This window comes from Collinsella sp. SGI.184, assembly GCF_050313415.1.
Taxonomy (GTDB): domain Bacteria; phylum Actinomycetota; class Coriobacteriia; order Coriobacteriales; family Coriobacteriaceae; genus Collinsella.
On the sequence record NZ_JBNPLJ010000001.1, the window covers coordinates 46,327 to 69,428 of the forward strand.

At 60.9% G+C, this 23,102-nt stretch carries 21 protein-coding genes and 2 tRNA genes; 21 read left to right on the forward strand and 2 right to left on the reverse strand.

Annotated elements, in window-relative coordinates; all coding sequences use genetic code 11:
• Nucleotides 1-245: 245 nt before the first annotated feature.
• The 16 genes from ACQRAJ_RS00170 (at nucleotide 246) to ffh (ending at nucleotide 15,513) form a co-directional block, all read left to right on the forward strand.
• Nucleotides 246-320 (forward strand) — tRNA-Asn (locus tag ACQRAJ_RS00170).
• A 33-nt stretch (nucleotides 321-353) separates the two neighbouring features.
• Nucleotides 354-428, forward strand: a tRNA-Asn gene (locus ACQRAJ_RS00175).
• A gap of 161 nt (nucleotides 429-589) precedes the next feature.
• Nucleotides 590-979 carry an Asp23/Gls24 family envelope stress response protein gene (locus tag ACQRAJ_RS00180; RefSeq protein WP_187361832.1) on the forward strand — a complete coding sequence of 130 codons (390 nt, stop codon included), beginning with the start codon at nucleotides 590-592 and terminating at the stop codon, nucleotides 977-979.
• Nucleotides 980-1,006: 27 nt separating this feature from the next.
• Nucleotides 1,007-2,668, forward strand: a complete 1,662-nt coding sequence (locus tag ACQRAJ_RS00185) for a DAK2 domain-containing protein (RefSeq protein ID WP_427728121.1) — start codon at nucleotides 1,007-1,009, stop codon at nucleotides 2,666-2,668.
• 10 nt (nucleotides 2,669-2,678) lie between these two features.
• Nucleotides 2,679-4,856: an ATP-dependent DNA helicase RecG gene (gene recG / locus ACQRAJ_RS00190; protein WP_427747330.1), complete on the forward strand. Its 2,178-nt coding sequence runs from the start codon at nucleotides 2,679-2,681 to the stop codon at nucleotides 4,854-4,856.
• Nucleotides 4,853-5,497 (forward strand): 16S rRNA (guanine(966)-N(2))-methyltransferase RsmD, encoded by a 645-nt coding sequence (rsmD, locus tag ACQRAJ_RS00195; protein WP_427747332.1) that lies wholly within the window; start codon nucleotides 4,853-4,855, stop codon nucleotides 5,495-5,497. Before recG ends, rsmD begins: the two co-directional genes overlap by 4 nt.
• Nucleotides 5,490-5,987: a pantetheine-phosphate adenylyltransferase gene (coaD, locus tag ACQRAJ_RS00200; protein WP_154515440.1), complete on the forward strand. Its 498-nt coding sequence runs from the start codon at nucleotides 5,490-5,492 to the stop codon at nucleotides 5,985-5,987. The genes rsmD and coaD overlap by 8 nt, the downstream gene beginning before the upstream one ends.
• A gap of 68 nt (nucleotides 5,988-6,055) precedes the next feature.
• The gene (locus ACQRAJ_RS00205; protein ID WP_154515443.1) at nucleotides 6,056-6,553 is read left to right on the forward strand and encodes an ATPase; all 498 of its coding nucleotides are present in this window, start codon (nucleotides 6,056-6,058) and stop codon (nucleotides 6,551-6,553) included.
• Nucleotides 6,553-7,107, forward strand: a complete 555-nt coding sequence (locus ACQRAJ_RS00210) for a YceD family protein (RefSeq protein WP_427747334.1) — start codon at nucleotides 6,553-6,555, stop codon at nucleotides 7,105-7,107. Before ACQRAJ_RS00205 ends, ACQRAJ_RS00210 begins: the two co-directional genes overlap by 1 nt.
• Nucleotides 7,108-7,171: 64 nt before the next feature.
• Nucleotides 7,172-7,351: a 50S ribosomal protein L32 gene (rpmF, locus tag ACQRAJ_RS00215; protein ID WP_022094017.1), complete on the forward strand. Its 180-nt coding sequence runs from the start codon at nucleotides 7,172-7,174 to the stop codon at nucleotides 7,349-7,351.
• 88 nt (nucleotides 7,352-7,439) lie between these two features.
• On the forward strand, nucleotides 7,440-8,456 hold the full coding sequence (plsX, locus tag ACQRAJ_RS00220) for a phosphate acyltransferase PlsX (protein ID WP_154515449.1): 1,017 nt from the start codon (nucleotides 7,440-7,442) through the stop codon (nucleotides 8,454-8,456).
• Nucleotides 8,457-8,573: 117 nt separating this feature from the next.
• On the forward strand, nucleotides 8,574-8,816 hold the full coding sequence (locus tag ACQRAJ_RS00225) for an acyl carrier protein (RefSeq protein WP_154515452.1): 243 nt from the start codon (nucleotides 8,574-8,576) through the stop codon (nucleotides 8,814-8,816).
• 3 nt (nucleotides 8,817-8,819) lie between these two features.
• Entirely contained in the window at nucleotides 8,820-9,545 is a 726-nt protein-coding gene (rnc, locus tag ACQRAJ_RS00230) for a ribonuclease III (RefSeq protein WP_154515455.1), read from the forward strand.
• A gap of 10 nt (nucleotides 9,546-9,555) precedes the next feature.
• The gene (gene smc, locus ACQRAJ_RS00235) at nucleotides 9,556-13,092 is read left to right on the forward strand and encodes a chromosome segregation protein SMC (RefSeq protein ID WP_427747336.1); all 3,537 of its coding nucleotides are present in this window, start codon (nucleotides 9,556-9,558) and stop codon (nucleotides 13,090-13,092) included.
• Nucleotides 13,092-14,009: a signal recognition particle-docking protein FtsY gene (gene ftsY / locus ACQRAJ_RS00240; protein ID WP_271807278.1), complete on the forward strand. Its 918-nt coding sequence runs from the start codon at nucleotides 13,092-13,094 to the stop codon at nucleotides 14,007-14,009. The genes smc and ftsY overlap by 1 nt, the downstream gene beginning before the upstream one ends.
• Before the next feature lie 10 nt (nucleotides 14,010-14,019).
• Nucleotides 14,020-15,513, forward strand: coding sequence for a signal recognition particle protein (gene ffh, locus ACQRAJ_RS00245; protein ID WP_427747339.1), 1,494 nt, complete (start codon nucleotides 14,020-14,022; stop codon nucleotides 15,511-15,513).
• Nucleotides 15,514-15,629: 116 nt separating this feature from the next.
• Here ffh and ACQRAJ_RS00250 read toward each other — a convergent pair whose 3' ends face one another.
• Entirely contained in the window at nucleotides 15,630-16,394 is a 765-nt protein-coding gene (locus ACQRAJ_RS00250) for a NifB/NifX family molybdenum-iron cluster-binding protein (protein ID WP_427747342.1), read from the reverse strand.
• A 216-nt stretch (nucleotides 16,395-16,610) separates the two neighbouring features.
• Between ACQRAJ_RS00250 and thyA the strand changes: the two genes are divergently transcribed.
• The 4 genes from thyA (at nucleotide 16,611) to ACQRAJ_RS00270 (ending at nucleotide 20,487) form a co-directional block, all read left to right on the forward strand.
• Nucleotides 16,611-17,459 (forward strand): thymidylate synthase, encoded by an 849-nt coding sequence (gene thyA, locus ACQRAJ_RS00255; protein ID WP_154515464.1) that lies wholly within the window; start codon nucleotides 16,611-16,613, stop codon nucleotides 17,457-17,459.
• A gap of 9 nt (nucleotides 17,460-17,468) precedes the next feature.
• On the forward strand, nucleotides 17,469-17,987 hold the full coding sequence (locus tag ACQRAJ_RS00260) for a dihydrofolate reductase (RefSeq protein ID WP_427728132.1): 519 nt from the start codon (nucleotides 17,469-17,471) through the stop codon (nucleotides 17,985-17,987).
• 109 nt (nucleotides 17,988-18,096) lie between these two features.
• The gene (locus tag ACQRAJ_RS00265; RefSeq protein ID WP_427728133.1) at nucleotides 18,097-19,011 is read left to right on the forward strand and encodes a TrmH family RNA methyltransferase; all 915 of its coding nucleotides are present in this window, start codon (nucleotides 18,097-18,099) and stop codon (nucleotides 19,009-19,011) included.
• Nucleotides 19,012-19,137: 126 nt separating this feature from the next.
• Nucleotides 19,138-20,487: an MATE family efflux transporter gene (locus tag ACQRAJ_RS00270; RefSeq protein ID WP_370450570.1), complete on the forward strand. Its 1,350-nt coding sequence runs from the start codon at nucleotides 19,138-19,140 to the stop codon at nucleotides 20,485-20,487.
• Between the two features lie 85 nt (nucleotides 20,488-20,572).
• Here ACQRAJ_RS00270 and ACQRAJ_RS00275 read toward each other — a convergent pair whose 3' ends face one another.
• The gene (locus ACQRAJ_RS00275; RefSeq protein ID WP_154515476.1) at nucleotides 20,573-21,058 is read right to left on the reverse strand and encodes a cob(I)yrinic acid a,c-diamide adenosyltransferase; all 486 of its coding nucleotides are present in this window, start codon (nucleotides 21,056-21,058) and stop codon (nucleotides 20,573-20,575) included.
• Between the two features lie 92 nt (nucleotides 21,059-21,150).
• On the opposite strand from ACQRAJ_RS00275, the gene ftsH reads away from it, so the two are divergent.
• Complete coding sequence (ftsH, locus tag ACQRAJ_RS00280) at nucleotides 21,151-23,043, forward strand: ATP-dependent zinc metalloprotease FtsH (protein WP_195838531.1); 1,893 nt, start codon at nucleotides 21,151-21,153, stop codon at nucleotides 23,041-23,043.
• Nucleotides 23,044-23,102 lie beyond the last annotated feature (59 nt).

Genomic DNA, 23,102 nt, shown 5'->3' on the forward strand with positions numbered 1-23,102 from the left:
TTTTTAGCTGCCCTATCTCAATGCGCGGCTCAAGCTTTAAAGGCCCCAGATTGGGTAGCTAAAAAAGCCCCGTCCCAAAAAGACTACCCTGGGCGTCTGGTTGATTAGTCGTTGGGGACGTTCTTGAATGACTAGTCGTTTAAGAACGTCCCCAACGACTGGGTCGGAAAATTTCTCAAAAAAGTTCTTGCCCTGAGCTGATTCGTCCGTATAATAAACTTCGTTGCTTGAGAGCATGCGCCTATTCCTCGGTAGCTCAATGGTAGAGCACGCGGCTGTTAACCGCGCTGTTGTAGGTTCGAGTCCTACCCGGGGAGCCAGAATTTCTCAGCCCAATCTGCTGGGCTTTAAATTCCTCGGTAGCTCAATGGTAGAGCACGCGGCTGTTAACCGCGCTGTTGTAGGTTCGAGTCCTACCCGGGGAGCCAGATTGTAAAACCCGTCGCTTTTGCGGCGGGTTTTTTCATACCGCGATTGCTTAACGCAAACGTTGCCATATCAACATTTCGTGTCGAGGATGTAATCCCGCGACCCACCACCTCAACATGGCGCGGTCGTTGTAGAATATTGCAATGATTGCTCCCACGACATGGTGCCGCGAGCACCAGATAAGGAGATTCTTGTGTCTGAGACCATTAACGGCAGCCTGAGCGTCTCGAACGACGTTATTGCCGATATTGCCGGTTATGCCGCGATGACGTGCTATGGCGTCGTCGGTATGGCCGAGCAGCTCCAGGGCGCCGAGAGCGTGCGCCTGCTTGCCGGTCAGCGCCTCCGCAAGGGCGTGCTTGTCTCCGCCGACGAGAACGGCCTTACGGTCGACCTTCACGTCGTGCTCGAGAACGGCGTCAACATGAAGTCCGTCTGCCACAATCTTTCGAGCTCCGTTGCCTTCACCCTGCAGGAGATCGCCCAGATCGATCCCGCCAGCCTTAAGATCGGCATTCACATCGACGCGCTCAAGAGCCGTCTGAACTAGCATCCGAAAACGGAGATTCAAATACTCATGATTGTAAAGACCATTCGCACCTGTTTTCCGATCGCTGCGGCTGCCGTTTCCGACAAGGCCGAGGAGATCAATAAACTCAACGTCTTTCCCGTGCCCGACGGCGACACCGGCACCAACATGTCGCTCACGCTCGCCTCGGTGACCAAGGAGCTTTCCGCCCTTCCCGCCGATGCCGATATGGAGGCCATCGCCGGCGCCATCACCCACGGCTCCCTCATGGGCGCCCGCGGCAACTCCGGCGTTATCACCTCGCAGATCCTGCGCGGCGTGGCCGAGGGTCTCGTCTCTGCCGATGAGCCCATCACGTCTGCCGACATCGCGCATGCTTTCCGTCGCGCCGTCAAGGTCGCCTTCCAGGCCGTCCGCAAGCCCATCGAGGGCACGATTCTTACGGTCCTGCGCGACGTCTCGACCAAGGCCGACGAGTGCGAGAAGAAGAAGTTCTCGGCCGAGGACGCGCTCGACGCCATCGTCGTCGAGGCCTACCAGTCTGTGGCTCGCACGCCCGACCTGCTGCCCGTTCTGAAGGAGAACGGCGTGGTCGACTCCGGCGCCTTTGGCTTCGCCATCTTCCTGGAAAACTTCGTTGCCGCTGCTCTGGGCCGCAGCACCGTTGTCGAGGATTTCTCCACCACGTTTGATTCCGCTGGCTCTGCCCGCGATGCGGCCCTCGGTCGCGTCGAGATCGAGGCCAACGACGACTGGGAGGGCTCGGAGTTCCGCTACTGCAACGAGTTCCTCTTTAAGGCCGACGCCCCGTTTGACGAGGACGAGTGCCTTAAGTTCCTGGGTTCCATGGGCGACTGCGAGCTGCTCGTGGGCGCCTACCCCGACTACAAGATTCACGTGCACTCCAACACCCCCAACCTGGTGCTCGAGCACATGCTGCAGCTTGGCCAGATCTACGAGGTCTTTATCCACAACATGGAGATGGAGGCCCACGACCGTACCGCTAAGATCCACGAGGACCAGCAAAAGGCCGCCGAGCCCGCCAAGGCCCTGGGTTTTGTCGCCGTTGCCGCCGGTTCCGGTGAGGCCGACATCCTCAAGTCCCTCGGCGTCGACGTTGTCGTTTCGGGTGGCCAGACCATGAACCCCTCGACCGCCGACCTGCTGGGCGCGGTGGACCAGGTCAACGCGACTTCGGTCATCATCCTGCCCAATAACGGCAATATCCGTATGGCTGCCGAGGCTGCTGCTTCTGCCTGCACCGACAAAAAGGTCGCCGTGGTTCCCACCAAGACCGTTCCGCAGGCGTTCTCCGCTCTGTTCGCGGTGCTGCCCGATTCCGAGCTCGAGGACGCCGTCGCCGCCATGGTCGATGCCATCAGCGAGGTTCGCGATGGCGAGGTCACCCGTGCCGTGCGCGATTCCAGCGCCTCTGACGGCTCTCCGATTCACTCCGGTGACGTCATGGGTATCATTGCCGGCTCCATCGACGTGGTCGGCTCCGATGTGAAGCAGGTCACGCTCGACTGCATCAACCGCATGCAGGAGGAAGAGGAGGGCGACGCGCTGACGATTCTGGCCGGCGAGGAGCTGTCCGATGAGGCCTTCCAGGAGATCGTCGACGCCATCGAGGAGGCTCAGCCCGACCTGGAGATTGACGCCCATCGTGGCGAGCAGCCGCTCTATCCCGTGATCTTCTCGATCGAGTAGGCATCTGCCCATGTCCGAGCTGTGCTCCGTGCCGCGCGTCTCGGAGCGCTTTGCCCAGAGCAATGCGCTCGACGAGGATATCGCGCGACTCAAATATGTTTCGGGTAAACGTGAGGAGGCCCTTCGCCGTCTGGGAATTAGGACGGTGGGGGACCTCCTTCTCCATATCCCTCATCGATATCTGGACTTTACACGCTCCTGGTCCATCGAGATGGCGCCTATCGGTACGGTTTGCACGATCGTCGCCACGGTCGATCGTATCGTTCAAAAGCAGCCCCGCCCGCGTATGCAGGTTACCGAGGTCTCGCTTGTGGACGAGACGGGCGTGCTGCAAGTCGCTTTTTTCCGCCAGCCCTGGATTGCCCAGCAGCTCAAGCAGGGCGACCGCCTGGCCGTGATGGGTAAGGTCGAATTTGCCTACGGCTTTAAGCAGATGGCCTCGCCGCATTTCGAAAAGCTCGAGGACGGGCGTGCCGCGGGTACCATCCTTCCGGTTCACTATGTGAGCGACGGTGTGAGCCAGGCTTGGATGCGCCGTATCGTGAGCGGCGCGCTCGAGATTGTCGGCAATCCCTTCGACCCGATTCCCGCGCCCCTGCGCGCCAAGCGCCGCCTTATGAGCAGCGCCCGTGCGCTGCGTTCGATTCACTTTCCCTCGAGTATGGCCGAGCGCGATATCGCGCGCGCACGGCTTGCCTATGAAGAATGCCTCTATCTTCAGCTGGCGCTTCGTCTGCGCAACGACGGCGGTATGGTCGAGGTGGTTCCCTACACCCATACCGCGGGTGGTCATTTGACGGCGCTTAGGCGGGCCCTGCCGTTTTCGCTGAGCGACGAGCAGGAGGCCGCGTTCCAAGACATCCTGCATGACATGTGCGATGGCGACCACGTGATGAACCGCTTGCTGCTGGGCGATGTCGGTACCGGCAAGACCGCCGTCGCCGCCTGCGCGCTGGCAGTCGCGGCCGATTCGGGTACCCAGTCCTGCGTCATGGCACCCACGGGCGTGCTGGCGCGTCAATATGCCGATAAGACCGGTCCTTTGCTCTCGCAGGCCGGTATGTCCTGGGCGCTCCTGACGGGTGCTACCCCGGCCGCCGAGCGCGAGCGCATCCATGCACAGCTGCAGTCTGGTGAGCTCGATGTGCTCTTTGGTACCCATGCGGTCCTTTCGGATAACGTAACGTTTAAACATCTTTCACTCGTCGTTATCGACGAACAGCACCGGTTTGGCGTGGGGCAGCGCAATGCCCTGCGTGCCAAAGGCCCAGGTGCGGACTTGCTCGTTATGACGGCCACGCCTATTCCGCGCACACTGGCGCTTTCGGTCTATGGCGACCTGGACACGTCCATCATTCGTCATCGCCCCGTTCCCGGGGCCGGCGTCTCGACGCGCGTGCTCACCGAGTCGAGCCGCGACCTGGCCTACGGTGCCATTCGCGAGGCGCATGCCCAAGGACAGCAGGCTTACGTTATCTGCCCGCTTGTGGAGCCGAGTGACTCCGCGGACGAGTTGGAAGACGTTCCCGGCATTGCTCGCGACGATGAAGGTCGCGTGACGGTGCCCGTGCCGTTGCACGACACCGCGACCGAGCTCGACCGCCTGCGTCTGGCATTGCCGGGGCTTTCCGTCGAGCGTCTTCACGGCCGCATGCCGGCGGGGGAGAAGGACCGCGTGATCGACGCCTTTAAGCGCGGCGAGATCGACGTGCTCGTCTCGACTACGGTGGTCGAGGTGGGCGTCGACGTGCCCAACGCCACCGTCATGGTTATCGAGAACGGCGAGCGCTTTGGCCTGGCGGCCCTGCATCAGCTTAGAGGCCGCGTGGGCCGCGGCAGCGTGTCGGGCACGTGCCTGGTCATGACGCATTCCAAGGGCAATGGCGGTGTGTCTGCTGCGCAAGACCGCCTGCGGGCGCTCGAAAAAACCTCTGACGGTTTTGCGCTTGCGCAGATGGACCTGCGTTTGCGCCACGAGGGCGAAATCTTGGGTTATCGCCAACATGGCGGTGTGACCCTGCGTTTTGTGGATCTGGACGCCGACGAGGATCTTATCGAATGGGCCCATTTGGACGCGGTCGAGCTCTTGCGGTATGCTTGCAACCTTGACTCCGTGGCGACGCGTCCCTTGCGCGATGCGGTCGCCACGCGTTATCGACATATCTTCAAGGAGGTCAGCGGAGGATGAGAATCATCGGCGGTGAATGGCGCGGCCGCAAGATCGAAGAGCCGCGTGGGCGCGATGTCACCCGTCCCACGACCGACCGCGTGCGCGAGGCATGTGCGTCCATGGTCATGTCGGCATTCGATTTCGATCTGGACGAGGTCCGCGTGCTGGATGCCTTTGGCGGCTCCGGTGCCCTGGGAATCGAGATGCTCTCGCGCGGCGCTCGCTCGCTCATCACGTTCGAGATCGATCGCAATGCCGCCCGACTGATCACTAAGAATATCGAGTCGCTGTGTCGCGACCGCTCGCGTTGGCGCGTCGTTACCGGCGATGTGTTGGCGAGCGCCTCGCGCGGCCGTGTTCCGGGCGGCCCCTTTGATCTGGTCCTGCTCGATCCACCCTATGCCTTTGGCGCCGAGCCGGTCGAGGAGCTGCTGCGCAATCTTGCCCAGCAGGGCTTGCTGGCACCAGGGGCCTTTGTCCTGTTTGAGCATGCCGCAAGCGACGCGGGCGCTCATCCGGCTGGTTTTGAGACCGTGCGAGAGAAACGCTACGGCATTACCTCGGTTGACTTGCTGCGCTGGGTGGCCGCGGACGAGTGCGACCATGCTAATGACAGCGATATTGACGTGGACGTGCCTTTGGAGGATACCCATGAATGACACTATCAACCGCGTGATCGTTCCGGGTACGTTTGACCCCATCACGTTTGGTCACATCGATGTAATCCGCCGCGCCCGCCGCATTTTTCCCAGCGTGATTGTCGCCGTGGCGGAGTCGCAGGGCAAAAACGGCGTGGGCACCACCTTTATGCTCGATGAGCGCGTGGCGTTGGCCCGCGAGGCCCTGGGCGATATTGACGGTGTCGAGGTACTGCCCTTTACCGGCCTGTTGGTCGATTTTGCCCGTGAGCAGGGTGCGGGTGCTGTGGTCAAGGGCCTGCGCGCCATGACCGACTTTGAGTACGAGCTGCAGCAGGCGGACCTCAACTATCGCCTGGACAACGAGCTTGAGTCCATTTTTGTCATGAGTGCGCCGCAGTACGGCTATATCTCGAGCTCGGTGGTTCGTCAGATCGCATCGCTCGGAAGCGATGTGTCGACGTTTGTGCCGCCCAATGTGGTCGAAGCGCTTAAACATCGCTTTTCGTGACGTTTCATATTGCCTGATGGCATGTGGTAAACTAACACGATGACATGTTACCTATGAAAGGAGACCGGATGCCGGGCGAGAATTTTCCTGGCGACAGGATCGTGAGCCTTGTCGAGGAGCTCGAGGGGCTCATCGAAGAGGCTAAGACGCCGTTCGGCAAGAATGCCCAGATGAAGGTTATCGATGCCGACGTCTTCTTTAACATCCTTGACGAGATCCGTATGAGCTATCCCGAGGAGTGGCAGAAGTCCCGTCGCATCCTCAAGGAGCGCGACGAGCTTATGGCTTCCGCCGCCGCTCAGGCCGATTCCATCATTGCCGATGCTCAGCAGCAGGCACTCACCATTGCCGGTGAGCAGGAGATCGTCCGCTTGGCGCAGCAGCAGGCCGACGATATCCGTGATCGTGCCCAGCAGTACGAGCGCGAGACGCGCTATGCGGCCGAGGATTATGCCGAGCAGGTCTTTACGCATCTCGAGGAGAACCTCAAGAGCCTGACCGGCACTGTTACCCGTTGCCGTCAGCAGCTCAACGAGGGTGCCGCCCAGCAGAACGGTCAGTGGTAATGGCTGAGTTCCCGAGCGTTACCGTCGATCTTTCCGAGCAGCTCGAGTTTCCCGGAGACTCGTATCCGCTGACCGGCAAGGTCGATGTCGCCACCTACACGGTGGGCGAGAAGGAGTACCAGCTGCAGGACGGCATTGCTTACGACGTGGTTTTTACCAATGCGGGCACCGGTGTTCTGCTCTCCGGCTTGGTTCGAGCGCACGCCACCGGCGAATGCGACCGCTGCCTTGAGCTCGCCTCGTTTGATATCGCCGGCGAGATCGAGGAGTTCTACCTCTTTGAGGAGCCCGAGGATCCCGAGGCCTACGAGGACGGTTACGAGCTTTTGGGCGAGGACCGCATTGTCGATCTGGGGGAGCCCATTAACGACGCCGTTGTCATGGACACGCCGTTTGTGGTGCTCTGCAAGCCCGATTGCCGCGGCCTGTGCCCCACCTGCGGCATCAATCTCAACGTCGAGCAATGCGATTGCGCCGCCCAGGCCGAGGCCGAATGGGCCGCTGCCACGGAAAATCCATTTGCAGCATTGAAGAATCTCAATCTTGATGAGTAAAAATGTGGTAGTATCGCTACTTGCGCGTAATCGCCACACTGGATAGTTCATAAGGAAGGTCACTATGCCCGTACCTAAACAAAAGCAGGGTCGTATCCGTACCCATACCCGTCGTTCCGCCAACATGAAGATTTCGGCTGCGGCTCAGTCCACGTGCCCCCGTTGCGGCGCTGTCAAGCTCCCGCACCACGTGTGCCCCAGCTGCGGTTTCTACAAGGACCGCGAGGTTATCGTTACCGAGTAACTGTATACTCTGGATACGATGCCGTTCCAACTGGAACCACAATGGCCGGCTCAATGAGTCGGCCATTTTTGTATAAGGAGCACTTGAAATGAGTAACGTTCGCGTTTGTGTAGACGTTGTGGGCGGAGACGAGAAGCCCCAAGTTGTCCTCGACGGTATTGAGGCCGCACTTGCCGCCGATCCCGATATCGAGGTCATTGCTGTTGGCCCCGCCGATATCGTCAACCCCTTTGCCGCGGCGCACGCGCGCGTGGAGGCTCTGGAGGCCCCCGATGTCATCGCCATGGACGACGATCCCATCCGCGCCGTGATGACCAAGCGTAAGTCTTCGATCGTGCTTGCCTGCCGTGCTATTAAGAAGGGCAACGCGGACGCGTTTTTCTCCGCGGGGTCGACCGGCGCCATGACGGCTGCCGCCACCGCCTACGTGACGCCGTTTAGATATTTGGTAGAGGGTAAGAAGCAGCCGGTGCGCCCATGCCTCACCAATGCGCTGCCCAACCGCGCCGGTGGCCTTACGGTACTGTGTGACATGGGGGCCAACCCCGATGTCGAGGTCGACGACATGGTCCGCTTTGCCCAGATGGGTGCAGCCTATGCCCGCGTGGTCCTGGGCATCGAACATCCGCGTGTGGGCCTGCTTGGCAACGGCACCGAGGACGAGAAGGGTTCTAACTTTACCAAGGCGTGCTTCCCGGCTATGAAAGCCGCGGTCCCCGGTTTTGTGGGCAACTGCGAGGGCACCGATCTTACGTCGGGCAATTTTGACGTTGTGGTCGCCGACGGCATGTCGGGCAATATTGCGCTCAAGGCAACCGAGGGCGCTGCCAAGTTTTTGCTGCAAGAGCTCAAGGGCGCCTTTATGTCTTCGCTCGGTACCAAGATCGCCGCGCTGCTCATCAAAAAGCAGATGCGCCAGATGAAAGCCAAGCTCTCGGGCGATGCCAAGGGCGGCGCGATCCTGCTGGGCCTTCGCGGCGTCGTTTTGATTGGCCATGGCGCCACGTCGGCCGAAGCCGTTAAGAACGGTACGCTCGCCGCGGCTCAGGCCGTTCGAGCCGGGCTTATCGAAAGCATTGCCAATTCCATGGAAGGTATCGTTTAGCAAGAGCTCCGTTACGTGGCTCAAGCTATGCATCGTGGGGTAGAATCGGAGCCGTGCTGCAATGCGGCTTCCGCCCGCGCGACACATTGTATTCCACGACTTATGAGAGGACGCGCTATGGATCGCTCCGAAATCTTTGACAAGATCGCCGAGGTCGCTGCCGACGTGCTGGGTGTTGACGTTGCCGAGATCAGTGATGAGACAACTTTTGACGACCTCGATGCCAATTCGCTCGAGCGCCTGCAGCTGGTGACGGCCATCGAGGACGAGTTTGACCTCGAGATCGATGACGAGACCCTGTTGTCGCTCACCTCCGTTGCCGACGCCGTCGACGCTATCGAAAACGCCAGGGAGGCCTAGGTCTTGGCTTTATCTCAACGACTCACGCGCGCTCAGGAAATCCTGGGCCATGAGTTTAATAACAAGGTGCTGCTACGCGCGGCGCTCACCCACCCCTCGGCAGTAGAGGGGCAGCCGGTCTCTGCCAGCTATGAGCGGCTTGAGTTTTTGGGTGACTCCATTCTGGGCGCCGTGGTTGCCCGTTCGCTCTTTGAGTCTTATCCCGAGTTCGATGAAGGCAAGCTCACGCGTCTGAAGGTATCGCTTGTTTCGGGTGCCACGCTGTCCGAGGTTTCGCACGAGCTGGGCATCGACGACATCATCATCTTTGGCGCCTCCGAGACCGGTACCGGCGCGCGCGGCCTTAACTCGGCGCTCGAGAACGTCTATGAGTCGCTCGTGGGTGCGTTGTACCTCGATGCCGGCTGGGATGCGGCGGCGGAGTTCATCCACCGCACGCTTAAGCCCCATTTGGCCTCCGAGCGTGCCGAGCACCCCGCGAACCCCAAGTCGTTCTTGCAGGAGTGCGTGCAGGCAGACGGTCACGAGCCCCCGGCATACAAGCTGGTAGGCTCCGAGGGCCCGGCACATGCGCCCACCTTTACCGCCGTGGTGCTTGTCGACGGTATCCGTCAGGGCCGCGGCACCGGCGCCTCTAAGAAAGAGGCCGAGGGAGCCGCTGCACTCGAGGCGCTCGACCGCATGGGTTACACCACCAACGGTGTGATTCTCAACAAGAAGCCCGTTTAAGCGAGGAACCGTGTATCTCAAGTCCCTTACGCTCAAAGGGTTCAAGTCGTTTGCCGACCGCGCCCATATGACGTTTGAGCCGGGCCTGACCGTCATCGTCGGTCCTAACGGCTCGGGAAAATCGAATATCTCCGATTCGATTCTGTGGGTACTGGGTGAGCAGAGCGCCAAGCAGCTGCGCGGCCAGGCCATGGAGGACGTCATCTTCTCGGGCTCGTCGGCGCGCAAGCCGGTGGGCGTTGCCGAGGTCACGCTGGTGCTCGATAACTCGGACCATGTGCTGCCTGTCGACTTTGATGAGGTTGCCATCACCCGCCGCATGTATCGTTCGGGCGAGAGCGAATACCTCATCAATTCGAGTCCGTGCCGCCTGATGGATATCCAGGACATTTTGCACGATTCGGGCTTGGGTAAGGATACGCATTCCATTATCAGCCAGGGCAAGCTCGATGCCATTTTGCAGAGCCGTCCCGAGGAGCGCCGCGTCCTTATCGAGGAGGCTGCCGGCATTTCCAAGCACAAGCGCCGCAAGGAGCGTGCGCTCAAAAAGATTAAGTCGATGGACGAGCACCTTACTCGTGCCCGCGACATCAATAAGGAGATTGCCCGTCAGCTGCGACCGTTGGAGCGTCAGGTCGATCGCGCGCGCAAGTACAAAGAGCTGTCGTCGCGCGCGAACGAGCTTACGCAGATGCTGGCCGTTGACGAGCTTCGTTCGCTGCAGTCGCAGTGGAACGATCTGGAGAGCCGTTCCAAAGAGGGTGCCGCCGAGCTGGAGCTTGCGCAGTACCGCTTGGGCGAAAAGGAGCGCGAGCTCGAGAAGCTCCAGGTGATGCTCGAGGAAAAGGGCCTGTTTGTGGGTGACTTGGGCGAGCAGCGCCGTCATATGCAAGATGTGGTCGGCCGTATTAACTCCGATATGCGCCTGCTCGAGGAAAAGGGCCACAATATGGTGTCGCGCCTGTCCGATATGCGCGGCCAGATTTCGAGCTCCGAGCATCAGCGTCGTCGCGTGGTCGAGGAGCTCGAGGATGCACGTGCCCAGCTAGAGGAAGTGACCGGTGCGCACATGCAGGCCCAGGACGACGTTGACGCCGCCGGCCCTGCCGCCGCCGAGCTCCACGAGCGCCGTGTTGCGCTCGACAATCAGATTTCGCAGCTTACGCGCGAGCAACGCGATGTGCAGCGCGTGGCCGACAAGGCTGCGCTCGAGCTTGCCAAGGTGAAAGACTCGTTGAGCAATGCCGAGGTCGAGGACAACATGTACGCCTCGCGCCTGGAGCAGATTGACGAGCAGCTCGAGGAGGTCACGGCCTCGCTCGAGAGCCGTCGCGACCGCGCCGAGGAGCTCGACGGCGCGCTCGATCAGGCTCGCCAAGCTCAGGCCGATGCGCGCCAGGCCACCGAGGTCGCCCGCGCGGCGTTGAAGGACTTGCGCGCCCGTGAGAGCGAGTCGCGCAACAAGCTGTCCGAGGTGCGCTCTGAGCTTGCGAGCCAAAAGAAGCTCGATGCCCGTATGGCCGATAGCTCGCCGTTGGTGAGCCGTCTGGTAGGGGCATTGGGCGATGACGTAACGGGCCGTCTGGGCGACGTGCTCGAGGCGCCGCGTGAGCTTGAGGGCCTGGTCGAGCAGCTGCTTGCCGGCGATATCGATGCCCTGTTGTTTGATGACGCCGCCACGCTTGAGCGTGCCGGTCGTGCGGCTTTGGACCAAAAGAAGGCCTCGGGCGAGGCACTGCTGGTGGCGCGTGGTGTGAGCGGCTCTGCTGCTGCCGAGGGTGCTGCCGGTTCGCGTCTGGTGGATCGCCTGTCCGTGCGTGCCGGTTATGGCCCGATTGTCGAGGCACTGCTCGGCGGCTATTACGTGGTCGATGACTTGCCTTGTGCGCTGGCGGCGCCAGTCGTTGACGGTGTGACCTATGTGACGCCCGATGGCGCTCGCGTGAGCTTTGGTGGCCTGGTGCGCGTGGGGCTCGATGCCGGCGAGGCCTCGGGTGCCCTGGAGCGGAAGCGCCGCATTCGCGAGCTCGAAGGCCTGGAGCCCGATTTGGCTGCCGTTTTTGAGCATGTGTCGAACCAGGTTATCGAGGCCAATGCGGCCGTCGAGGAGGCGCGTGCCGACGAGGGTGATGCCGCCGGCGAGATCGCCCGTCTTGAGGGCGAGCGCCGCTCGCTGCTCTCCGAGATTGGCCGCCTGGAGCAAAGCGCCAACAACGCCGAGGTCGAGCGTGCGCGCATCTCCAGGCGCCGCGAGCAGGCGGCCGAGGCCGTTCGCGCCGCGCGCCCGCGCGTTGACGAGCTCACCCGTTCGCGCGACGAGGCCCGTGCGCAGGCAAGCGACCTGGGTCTCCAGATTGCCGAAGCCAACGACGAGCTCGATCGCGTGCGCCGTGACGATTCCGAGGCAGCCGGTAAGCTCGCCGATGCCAAGGTGCGCCTGGCCCAGACGAGCGAGCGCCTGCGTTCGCTGAAGGGCCGCGTGCCCGATCTGGAGCATCGCCTGGAGGGCATTGACCGCCGTATCCGCGGAACACGTCAGGCTTCGCGCTCGCTCGAGCTGCTGCGCCTGCGTGTCGATCCCATGCACGAGCGCTATTCGGCCCTGCTGGAGCGTGCATCTGATTGGGCTGCGCGCCTGCGTGACCAGGCCTCACTCGAGGAGGCAGACTCGGCTTCGCTCAAGAAAACCATCGAGGATGCCAAGGCCGAGGTCTCCCGCGCCAAGGAGCGGGTCGATGCCGCCACGGCGACACAAAACGAGTTCAAGGTCGCGCGCGGCAAGCTCGAGGTGCAGGTAGAGGCGGCCATCAAGGCCATTACCGCCGATGGCACCACGGTGCTTGAGGAAGCGCTCATGCTTCCTGCTCCCACCGATCGCGACGCCGCCGAGCGCGAGCTCAACCAGCTCGTGCGCCAGATCAACAACCTGGGCCCTGTGAACCAGGTTGCCATGGAGGAGTACGAGCAGCTCAAGCGCCGCGCCGATTACATCGAGGAGCAGCTGGCCGATCTGGAGAGCGCGCGCAAGGCGCTCACCAAGATTACCGTGGCCATCGACCGCAAGATGCGTAAAGCCTTCCTGGTGACCTTCGAAAAGGTCGATGCGAACTTCCGCGAGATCTTCGCCATGCTGTTCCCGGGTGGCCAGGCACATCTGGAGATGACCGACCCCGAGCACCCGGCCGAGACGGGCATCGAGGTCGTGGCGCAGCCGCGCGGCAAGCGTATCACCAAGATGATGCTCATGTCGGGCGGCGAGAAGAGCCTGACGGCGCTTGCCCTGCTCTTTGCCGTGTATCGCACGCGTACGGTGCCGTTCTATGTGCTGGACGAGGTCGAGGCGGCGCTCGATGACGCCAACCTGTCCAAGCTCATCGGCGCGCTTGACGTGCTGCGTTCCGATACGCAGCTCTTGGTTATCTCGCATCAGCGCCGTACTATGGAGGACGCTGACGTCCTCTACGGCGTCTCGATGCAAGCTGACGGCGTCAGTCGCGTCGTCTCGCAAAAACTCGATCGCGAAACCGGAAAGGTCGTGAATGCATAATGGGATTCTTCGATGCTCTCTCGCGCGGACTTGAGCGCAGCCGCGAGGCCCTCAACGAGGTCTTTTACTTTGGCGGCGAGGTCGACGAGGATTTTTGGGAGGACCTAGAGGACACCCTCGTCATGGGTGACATGGGTGCCGAGGTCGCCATCCAGGTCTCCGACGACCTGCGCGATGCCGCGGCCAAGAAGAACCTCAAGACCGCCCCGCAACTCCGTCGGGCCCTGGCCGAGCAGCTCGAGCAGCATTTTGTACCCGTCGAGCGCGATCCGTTCGCCGACACGCCGAGCTGCGTGCTGTTCGTGGGCATCAACGGTGCCGGCAAGACCACTACGGTCGGCAAGATCGCGAGCGCCATGGCCGCCCGCGGCAAGAACGTCGTGATCGGCTCGGCCGATACCTTCCGCGCTGCCGCCATCGAACAGCTCGATGTGTGGGGCCAGCGCGCCGGCGTCCCCGTCATAAAGCGCGACCGCGGCTCAGACCCGGCAAGCGTTTGCTACGACGTGCTCGACGAGGCCGATAAGCGCGGCAGCGACCTGGTGCTCATCGACACCGCCGGTCGTCTTCACACGAGCCCCGAGCTCATGCGCGAGCTTGCCAAGGTGGTCAACGTGACGCGTAAGCGCGCCGCCAATATGGCCGCCGGCCCCATGCCCGTCTCGGTCGTCCTCGTGATCGATGCCGCGACGGGCCAAAACGGCCTGAACCAGGCGCTCGAGTTTAATGAGGCGCTGGGTCTGGACGGTATTATCATGACTAAGCTCGACGGCACGGCAAAGGGCGGTATCGCCATGGCCGTGGCCGAGAAGCTCAAGCTCCCGATCCTGCGCGTGGGCGTGGGCGAGCAGGTCGATGACCTGCAGGAGTTTAATGCCAAAGATTTCTGCCGCGCCCTGGTGGGCGAGTCCAACTAAGGAGTGACCAGTGTTTGATTCTCTGAGCGATCGCCTCAACGACACATTTGACCGCCTGCGCGGCAAGGGCAAGCTGACCGAGGCCGATATCACCTCGGCCATGCGCGACATTCGCATGGCGCTGCTCGAGGCCGACGTCAACTTTAAGGTCGTCAAGGAGTTTGTCGCCAAGACCAAGGAGCGCTGCATGACCGCCGAGGTCATGGAATCGCTGACGCCGGCGCAAAACGTCGTCAAGATCGTGCTCGACGAGCTCACCGAGATGCTCGGCTCCACCGAGAGCAAGCTCGTCTTTAGCAACCGCATTCCCAACGTCATTATGCTCGTGGGCCTGCAGGGATCCGGTAAGACCACGGCGGCTGTAAAGCTGGCATACCTGCTCAAGAAGCAGGGCCGCTCGCCGCTGCTCGCCGCGTGCGACGTCTACCGTCCCGCCGCTGCCGACCAGCTGGCTACGCTTGGCGGAGAGATCGGCGTGCCGGTCTTTCGCGGTGACGGCGAGCACCCGGTCGATATTGCCAAGGGCGCCATCCAGGAGGCCGTCGACCACCTGCGCGATGTGGTCATCGTCGATACCGCCGGTCGTCTGCAGATCGACGAGCAGATGATGCAGGAGGCCGTGGACATCAAGAAGGCCGTCAAGCCCGATCAGGTGCTGATGGTCGTCGATGCCATGACCGGCCAGGATATCGTCAACGTTGTCTCGACCTTCGCCGAGCGCACCGACTTTGACGGCGTGATCATCTCCAAGCTCGACGGCGATGCCCGTGGCGGCGGCGCGCTTTCGGTGCGCCAGGTGACCGGCAAGCCCATCAAGTTCGTGAGCATGGGCGAGAAGCCCGATTCGCTGGAGCCGTTCTATCCCGACCGCATGGCCAAGCGCATCTTGGGCATGGGCGATGTCGTCGGCATTATCGAGAAAGCCCAGGAGGCAGCCGATGCCGAGCAGCTCGAGGCTGCCGAGCGCATGCTGCGCGAGGGCTTTACCATGAACGACATGCTCGACCAGATGAAGGCCGTCAAGAAGATGGGCGGTATGAAGGGCATTCTGGGCATGCTTCCCGGCGGCCAGCGCGCGCTCAACCAGATGGGCGGCAACCTGGATGAGGGCATCTTCGACAAGAACGAGGCCATCATCATGTCGATGACCAAGGAGGAGCGCCTGCGTCCGTCCATCATCAACGGCCAGCGTCGCGCCCGCATCGCCAAGGGTGCCGGCGTGACCCCCACCGAGGTCAATAGCCTTATGAAGCAGTGGGGCGAGATGAACAAGATGATGGGCCGCATGCGCTCGATGGCCAACCAGGCGCAAGCCGGCGGCAAGAAGGGCAAGAAGGGTAAAAAAGGCAAAAAGATGCGCATGCCCAATATTCCCGGTCTGGATGCCATGGGCCTGGGCGGCATGGGCGGCCTGGGTGGCCTGGGTGGCATGGGAACAGGTGGTCCCAAGTCCGATATGGACCTGCTGCGCCAGATGGAAGCGCAGATGCGTAATAAAAAGTAACGACTGGTTGAGTCGAGTATGGCGAAGGCCGCCTGGATGGTACTCCAGGCGGCCTTCGCCGTTCGTTCGCAGGTTTTCACACGCGCGGAAGCGTGTTGACGTTGAGGTGCTTGCCACTAGTGGCAGCCGCAGCCCTCGTGCCCATCATGGTCGTGGTGGCCGTGGCAGCCGCAGGCCTCGCCATGCTCGTGGGCGTGCTCGTGGTCGTGCCCATGGCAGTCGCAGGTGGCCTCGCCGGTCTGCGCGAGCGTGCCGGCAATGAGGGCCTCGACGCAGGCGTCGCAGCTGCCCTGGGCGCCCGCATAGACCGTGATGCCCGCCTGGGTGAGCGCGTTGATGGCGCCGCCGCCGATACCGCCGCAGATGAGCGTATCGACGCCACCGTTGGCGAGCAGACCCGCTAGGGCGCCGTGACCAGTGCCGCCGGTGCCTACGACCTGCTCGTTGAGCACCTTGCCATCCTGGATGTCATAGATTTTGAACTGCTCGCTGCGGCCAAAGTGCATAAAGATGTTGCCGTTGTCGTACGTCGTTGCCACCCTCATGGTGCCGACCTCCTTTGCTGGCCATATGGCCGTCGTCGTAGGTGTAGGGGAGTATGCGATATTGCCGCCCTCGATACTAAGTGCTCGCCCGTTGACCAGCGCGTTTGCCACCTTGCGATGCGCGCGGCTGCAGATGGCCGCCACGGTGGCACGGGCGATGCCCATTTGCTGGGCGACGGCCTCCTGATTGAAGCCTTCCAGGTCGCAAAGCCGTAGGACTTCGAGCTCATCGACCGTCATGTCGATGGCGTCTCCGCTGGCAAGGCCGTCAGGGGTAAAGCCGCGATATTCGGGAATGATCCCAACGCGGCGCAATTTTTCGCGTCTTCCTGCCATACACTCTCCAAATCTGACATATGTCAACAATAGGATAGCGCGTATACGAAACCGCTCAAGCTATTTTTGGCATATGTCAAAAAAGCTAAAGGTGCAGCATTTACGAATGCGGTGCCGTACTGCCGTGCATTGCGTGTGCCGCCCCAAGTGTGCAATTCGATGCTGCGCGCCTGGGCTACAATAAAAATCGCTTATAGGCGACTGACAGGAGGGTCAATGAGCAAAGCTGATCAACAGTTTGTAGCCATGTGCCGCGATATTCTGGACCATGGCACCACTACCGAGGGCCAAAAGGTTCGTCCGGTGTGGGAGGACGGCACCCCTGCCTATACCATTAAAAACTTTGGCGTTACGGCACGCTACGACCTGCGTGAGGAGTTTCCGGCGCTTACCCTGCGTCGTACGGCCCTCAAATCTGCCATGGACGAGATTCTATGGATCTATCAAAAGAAGTCCAATAACGTGCATGACCTCAACAGCCATATTTGGGATGAGTGGGCCGACGAGACCGGTTCCATCGGAAAGGCCTATGGGTATCAGATTGGGCAGAAGAGCCATTATGCCGAGGGTGACTTTGACCAGATGGACCGCGTGCTGTACGACCTTAAGCACACGCCGTACAGCCGCCGCATCATGACCAATACGTACGTGTTTAGCGACCTGTCCGAGATGCACCTGTATCCGTGCGCCTACAGCGTGACCTATAACGTCACGCAGCGCCCGCAGGACGATAAGCCAACACTCAACATGATTCTCAACCAGCGCAGCCAGGACATTTTGGCCGCGAACAACTGGAATGTGTGCCAGTACGCCATTTTGCTGATGATGGTCGCGCAGTCGGTCGATATGATCGCTGGCGAGTTGCTGCATGTGATCGCCGATGCCCATATTTACGACCGTCATGTCGATATCGTCCGCGAGCTTATCGAGCGTCCGCAGTTTGCGGCTCCTAAGGTAACGCTCAACCCCGATGTGCATGATTTCTACGCGTTTACGACTGATGATCTGATCGTTGAGGGCTATGAGCACGGCCCGCAGGTCAAGAACATCCCCATTGCGGTGTAGGTGACGCGCATGACGTGTAAGCTTTCTGCCATTGTCGCCGTGTGCGATGACTGGGGCATTGGGTGCGAGGGTGACATGGTCGTGTCCAACCGTGCCGACATGCGCCATTTTGTGGCGTGCACCAAAGGTTGCCCGGTCATTATGGGACGCAAGACCCTGCTGAGTTTTCCCGGCGGGCGTCCGCTCAAGAACCGTCGCAACATTGTGCTCACACGCGACGAGGGCTTTGCCCCCGAGGGTGTCGACGTAGTGCATAGCGTTGACGAGGCCTTGGCCGCGGTTGCCGATGAGCCCGTTGCCTGGGTGATCGGTGGGGGCGATGTCTATCGGCAGTTTCTACCGTACTGCGTGGAGGCCGAGGTCACGCACAACCATTGCACCCATGCCGTGGACACGTATTTTCCCAATTTGGATGTCGATCCTGCGTGGGAAGTTGTGCGGCGCGACGGGGTTGCCACGATTGCCGCGGGCGAGGGTGACGAAGGCCTCGATTATGAGTTCGTGACATATCGTCGTGTTGATGCTTAAATCGTCTGGCGTGAACGGTATCACCGGGTTGATTGAATGCATGGGGCGGCGCTTAGCGTCGCCTCGTTTGGTATAGATGTGCTGTAAAGAAGGGTACGGGCTGGCTGCTATGACTGATGCCGTTGAGGTGCTGCGAATCGATTCCCTTAATGATGAGCGGCTCGACGCCTACGTGCGACTGACGGAGCGCGAGCTGCGCTGCGTGCTGGAGCCGCAAAAGGGCATCTTTATCGCCGAGAGCGCCAAGGTCATCGAGCGCGCGGTGCGTGCCGGATACGAGCCGGTGAGCTTTCTTTTGGGTGAGCGCTGGCTCGATCAGATGATGCCGCTGTTCGAGCGTCTGGTTGTACGCGAGGGCGCAGGTCCGGTTCCTGTGTTCGTGGCCTCCATGGAGCTCATGGAGCAGTTGACGGGCTTTAACGTGACGCGCGGTGCGCTCGCGGCGTTCCGTCGCCCGCGTCAGATTCCGGTTGATGAGTTCTTGGACGGCGTCGTCGAGGTGGCGGGTGAGCGCCCGGTGCGCGTGTGCGTGCTCGAGGGTATTGTCGACCATACTAATGTGGGTGCGATTTTCCGCTCGGCGGCAGCGTTGAATGTCGATGGCATTTTGGTAAGCCCCACTTGCTGTGACCCGCTGTACCGCCGCTCGGCCCGCGTGAGCATGGGCACGGTGTTCCAGGTGCCCTGGACGCGCATTGGCAGCGAGGCGCGCGTATGGCCGCATGATGGGCTGGCGGCGCTGCACGATGCCGGCTTTTCGTGTGCCGCCATGGCATTGACGGATGATTCGGTGTCGTTGGACGATCCCGCGTTGCGGGAGATTGACCGGTTGGCGATCTTTATGGGCACCGAGGGCGCCGGCCTGGGCGCCAAGACCATCGCGGGCTGTGACCGGGCTGTGCGTATTCCGATGGCGCACGGGGTCGATTCGCTCAACGTGGCCGCGGCGAGTGCTGTCGCTTTTTGGCAGTTGTGTCCGCACGTGAGCAACGAGTATCACTACCAGCCGGGACTGTATCACTAGGCAGATATTTTGCACCGGGCTCTGATTCCGTGTGTTTCGGTTGACGCCGGTCGGTGCTAAGCTGGTGTCGGCTTTGGTCATAAAATTGACGTTTTGTTGTTTGACGTGCGCTGGTGGGGAGGGCGTGTGGCTAAGAAATCTACGGCTATCGATGTAACACAGGGTGTTATTTGGCAGCAGTTGCTTTCGCTGTGCGTTCCCATCTTTTTTAGTTCGTTCTTTCAGCAGGCATACACGCTTATCGGTACCTATATCGTCGGTCAGTTTGGCGGCAAGCTCGCGCTGGGCGGCATCCAGGCCACGATGGTGCTCACGGAGCTCTGCATCGGTTTTTGCGTCGGTGTGGGTGCTGGATGTGCTGTTATTACGGGTCAGTATTTTGGCCAGCACGATGATGAGCGACTGAGTCGTTCGGTCCATACGGCCATGACGCTCGCTCTGGTGGGCGGTATCGTCGTCTCGATTCTGGGCATAGTGTTCGTTGAGCCCATGCTGGTGCTTATGAATACGCCGCATGAACTATTGGCCGAGGGTGTGGCCTATGCTCGTTGCTATTTTGCCGCCATGGTTGCGGCGCTGCTGCTCAATATGGGAACGGCACTGCTGCGCGCCGTGGGCGACACGCGTGGACCTGCCGTGATCATCGCTTCCGGCTGCCTCGTTAATGTGGTGCTGGATGTCATCTTCGTTGCCGTGCTGCATATGGAGGCTCTGGGCTGCGGCATCGCGGTGGCGCTGACCATTTGCTCCAACGCCACGATGATCGTGATTCGCATGATGCACGCACCGGGTGCGTGGCGGCTTTCACTCTCCAAACTCGGCATTGATCCTGGTATTTGCAAGAGCATGATCTCGTGTGGTCTGCCGCTTGGCTTTCAGTCTGCTGCGTATTCGATTTCCAACGTCTTGATTCAGGTGTCGGTCAACTCGTTTGGTGCCGATGTCACCACGGCCTGGGGTCTTTCGGGCCGCTTGGATGGCATTGTCTGGATGGTTACCGAGGCGCTTGGCGTGTCGATCACCACGTTTTCGGCACAGAACTTTGGCGCGCGCAACTACGAGCGCATGCGCAAGGGCTACCATACGTCGCTCGTGCTGTCGTTTATGCTCATTGGTGGCCTGTCTGCCGTGCTGCTGGTGTTCTCGGGTCCTCTGTCGCGTCTGTTTGTCGACGATGCTTCGATCTCGGCCTACACCACGACCATCATCCATTTTATTGCGCCGTTCTATGCGATTTTCTCGATTATCGAAAACGCGTCGGGCTCCATTCGCGGTGCCGGCGTGAGCTTGCAGCCCATGATTCTCACGATTTTCGGCACCGTCGTGCTCAGGGTGATCTGGGTGTTTGCGATCATGCCTTTCGATCCGTCGCTTGAGCTCCTGCTGCTGGTTTACCCCGTAACCTGGCTCATCACGGCCACGATGTTCACCATCTACCACCACAGCGGCAACTGGCTAGGCCGCGCCACTGCCTAATGATCCATATGAGACAGAGGAAAACGGATCATTGCTCTCCGTGGTGATGTCGATGGTTCGTTTTCCTCCGTCCCCTTTGGATCAATTAGTATTCGATGCCTTGGCGGGCTAGGAGGCCTTCGTCGAAGTAGTGTTTGACGGGGCGCATTTCGGTTACGAGGTCGGCAAGGTCGGCGAGGGGCAGCAAGCCGCGGCCAGTGAGCACGAGCTCCGTGGTGGTTGGTTTCATCGCGATCAACGCTTCGACATCTTCGCGCGTCACAAAGCCCCGTCTCATGGCTTCTCCCAGCTCATCCAAGATCAGCACGTCGACTTGGCTAATCTGCTCGCGCGCCAGCTCCATGATCTGTGCGGCACAGGCTTCGGGCGTGTCGCGGTCGGCTTGTACGATGCAAAGCCCCAATCGAGGAGCTGCGTCATGTTCGGCGCAGTGCAGCTTCTTGGCAAACTGAAGCATGAGCACGTTAAGTCCATAGCCCGTGGCGCGCAGCGCGAGCCCCAGCGCAGCCGTCGTCTTGCCCTTGCCGTCGCCCGTATAGATTTGAACCTTGCCGACTTCCAGTGATGCCATCTCTGTCCTTTCGTGCCCGGTGTCGGTTTATCGCCGGCCGGGTTGGGTATTCTAGTTAGCATTATCAACCCCAGTAGATGGAGTTCAAGCAGATGGAGATGGATGACAACAAACGTAGACGGAATATGATCCTCTACGTGCTCATCGCCTTCGTCGTCTACCTCGTGCTCTCGACCGTTCTGTTCCCCAACATCGGTCACACGCAGCAGATTACGAAGACCGATTACTCGACGTTTGTCAAAGCGCTCGACAAGAAGAGCGTCGATAAGGTCGAGTACAACACGGACGATTACTCGATTTATTACACTAAGAAGGGTGAGGACGAGAACATCGCCTACAAGACGACCGGTGTGCCGAATGATGCGGGCTTTACCGATCGCGTGCTTGAATCTGGCGCCTCGCTTGAGTCGGTCGTTCCCGATAAGAACTCGGGTCTGATGACTTACTACCTGCTCACCCTCATTCTTCCCATGGCGATTTTCTTCCTGATCGGCTGGTGGCTCAACCGCCGCATGAAGAAGGCCATGGGTGATGACGGCCCGTCGATGAACTTTGGCGGCGGCGGTTTTGGCGGCGGTGGACTGGGCAAGTCCGGCGCGCGCGTGATTGCCTCCAAGGACGTGGGCGTGACCTTTAAGGATGTCGCTGGCCAGGAAGAGGCCAAGGAGTCCCTCAAGGAGGTCGTCGACTTTCTGGAGAAGCCGCAGCGCTACGAGGAGATTGGCGCCAAGCTGCCGCGCGGTGCCCTCCTTGTCGGCCCTCCGGGTACCGGTAAAACCCTGCTTGCCAAGGCTGTGGCCGGCGAGGCGGGTGTGCCGTTCTTTAGTATTTCGGGCTCTGAGTTTGTTGAGATGTTCGTCGGCCGCGGCGCCGCCAAGGTTCGTGATCTGTTTAAGCAGGCCAAGGAAAAGGCCCCGTGCATCGTCTTTATCGATGAGATCGATACTATTGGCAAGAAGCGCGACGGCGGCGGCTTTAGTGGCAACGACGAGCGCGAGCAGACGCTCAACCAGCTGCTGACCGAGATGGACGGCTTCGATAACCACAAGGGTATCGTCGTCCTCGCTGCCACCAACCGTCCCGACAGCCTTGACCCGGCCCTGTTGCGCCCCGGTCGTTTTGATCGCCGCATCCCCGTTGAGCTGCCCGACCTGACCGGCCGTAAGAACATTCTTGAGCTGCATGCCAAGAGCGTGAAGACGCAGCCGCCGATCGATCTGACCGCGATTGCCCGCGCCACGCCCGGTGCCTCGGGCGCCGACCTGGCCAACATCATCAACGAGGGCGCCCTGCGTGCCGTCCGCGAGGGTCGCAAGCGCGCCACGCAGGACGACTTTGAGGAGTCGGTGGAGGTCGTCATCGCCGGCCAGCAGCGCAAGTCCACGGTGCTGTCCGACCACGAGAAGCAGGTCGTTTCTTATCACGAGATCGGTCATGCCATCGTTGCCGCTCGCCAGAAGGGCTCTGCGCCGGTCACGAAGATCACCATCGTGCCGCGCACGAGCGGTGCTCTGGGCTACACCATGCAGGTCGAGGAGGACGAGCGCTTCCTGACCACGCGCCAGGAGATCCTGGACAAGCTCGCCGTCTATTGCGGTGGCCGTGCAGCCGAGGAGCTCATCTTTGGCGAGATGACGACCGGCGCCGCCAACGATATCGAGCAGGCCACCAAGCTCGCCCGTAACATGGTGACGCGCTTTGGTATGTCCGATGAGTTTGGCATGATGGCGCTCGGTACCGTGCAGAACGCGTACCTTAACCAGGATACGTCGCTCACCTGCGCCCCCGGTACGGCCGAGCGCGTGGACGCGATTGTCGCCAAGCTGATCGAGGATGCGCACGACCGCGCCCTGCAGATCCTGAAGGAGAACAAGTTTAAGCTCCACGAGCTGGCTCGTTATCTGTACAAGAAGGAGACGATCACGGGCGAGGAGTTTATGAATCTCCTCACGCGTGAGAATCCGCTGATGCCAAAGCAGCAGTAATACTAGTTGCGCAGTGCTTTCGCCCCATTTGAGTGTCCACCTCAAATGGGGCGTTTTGC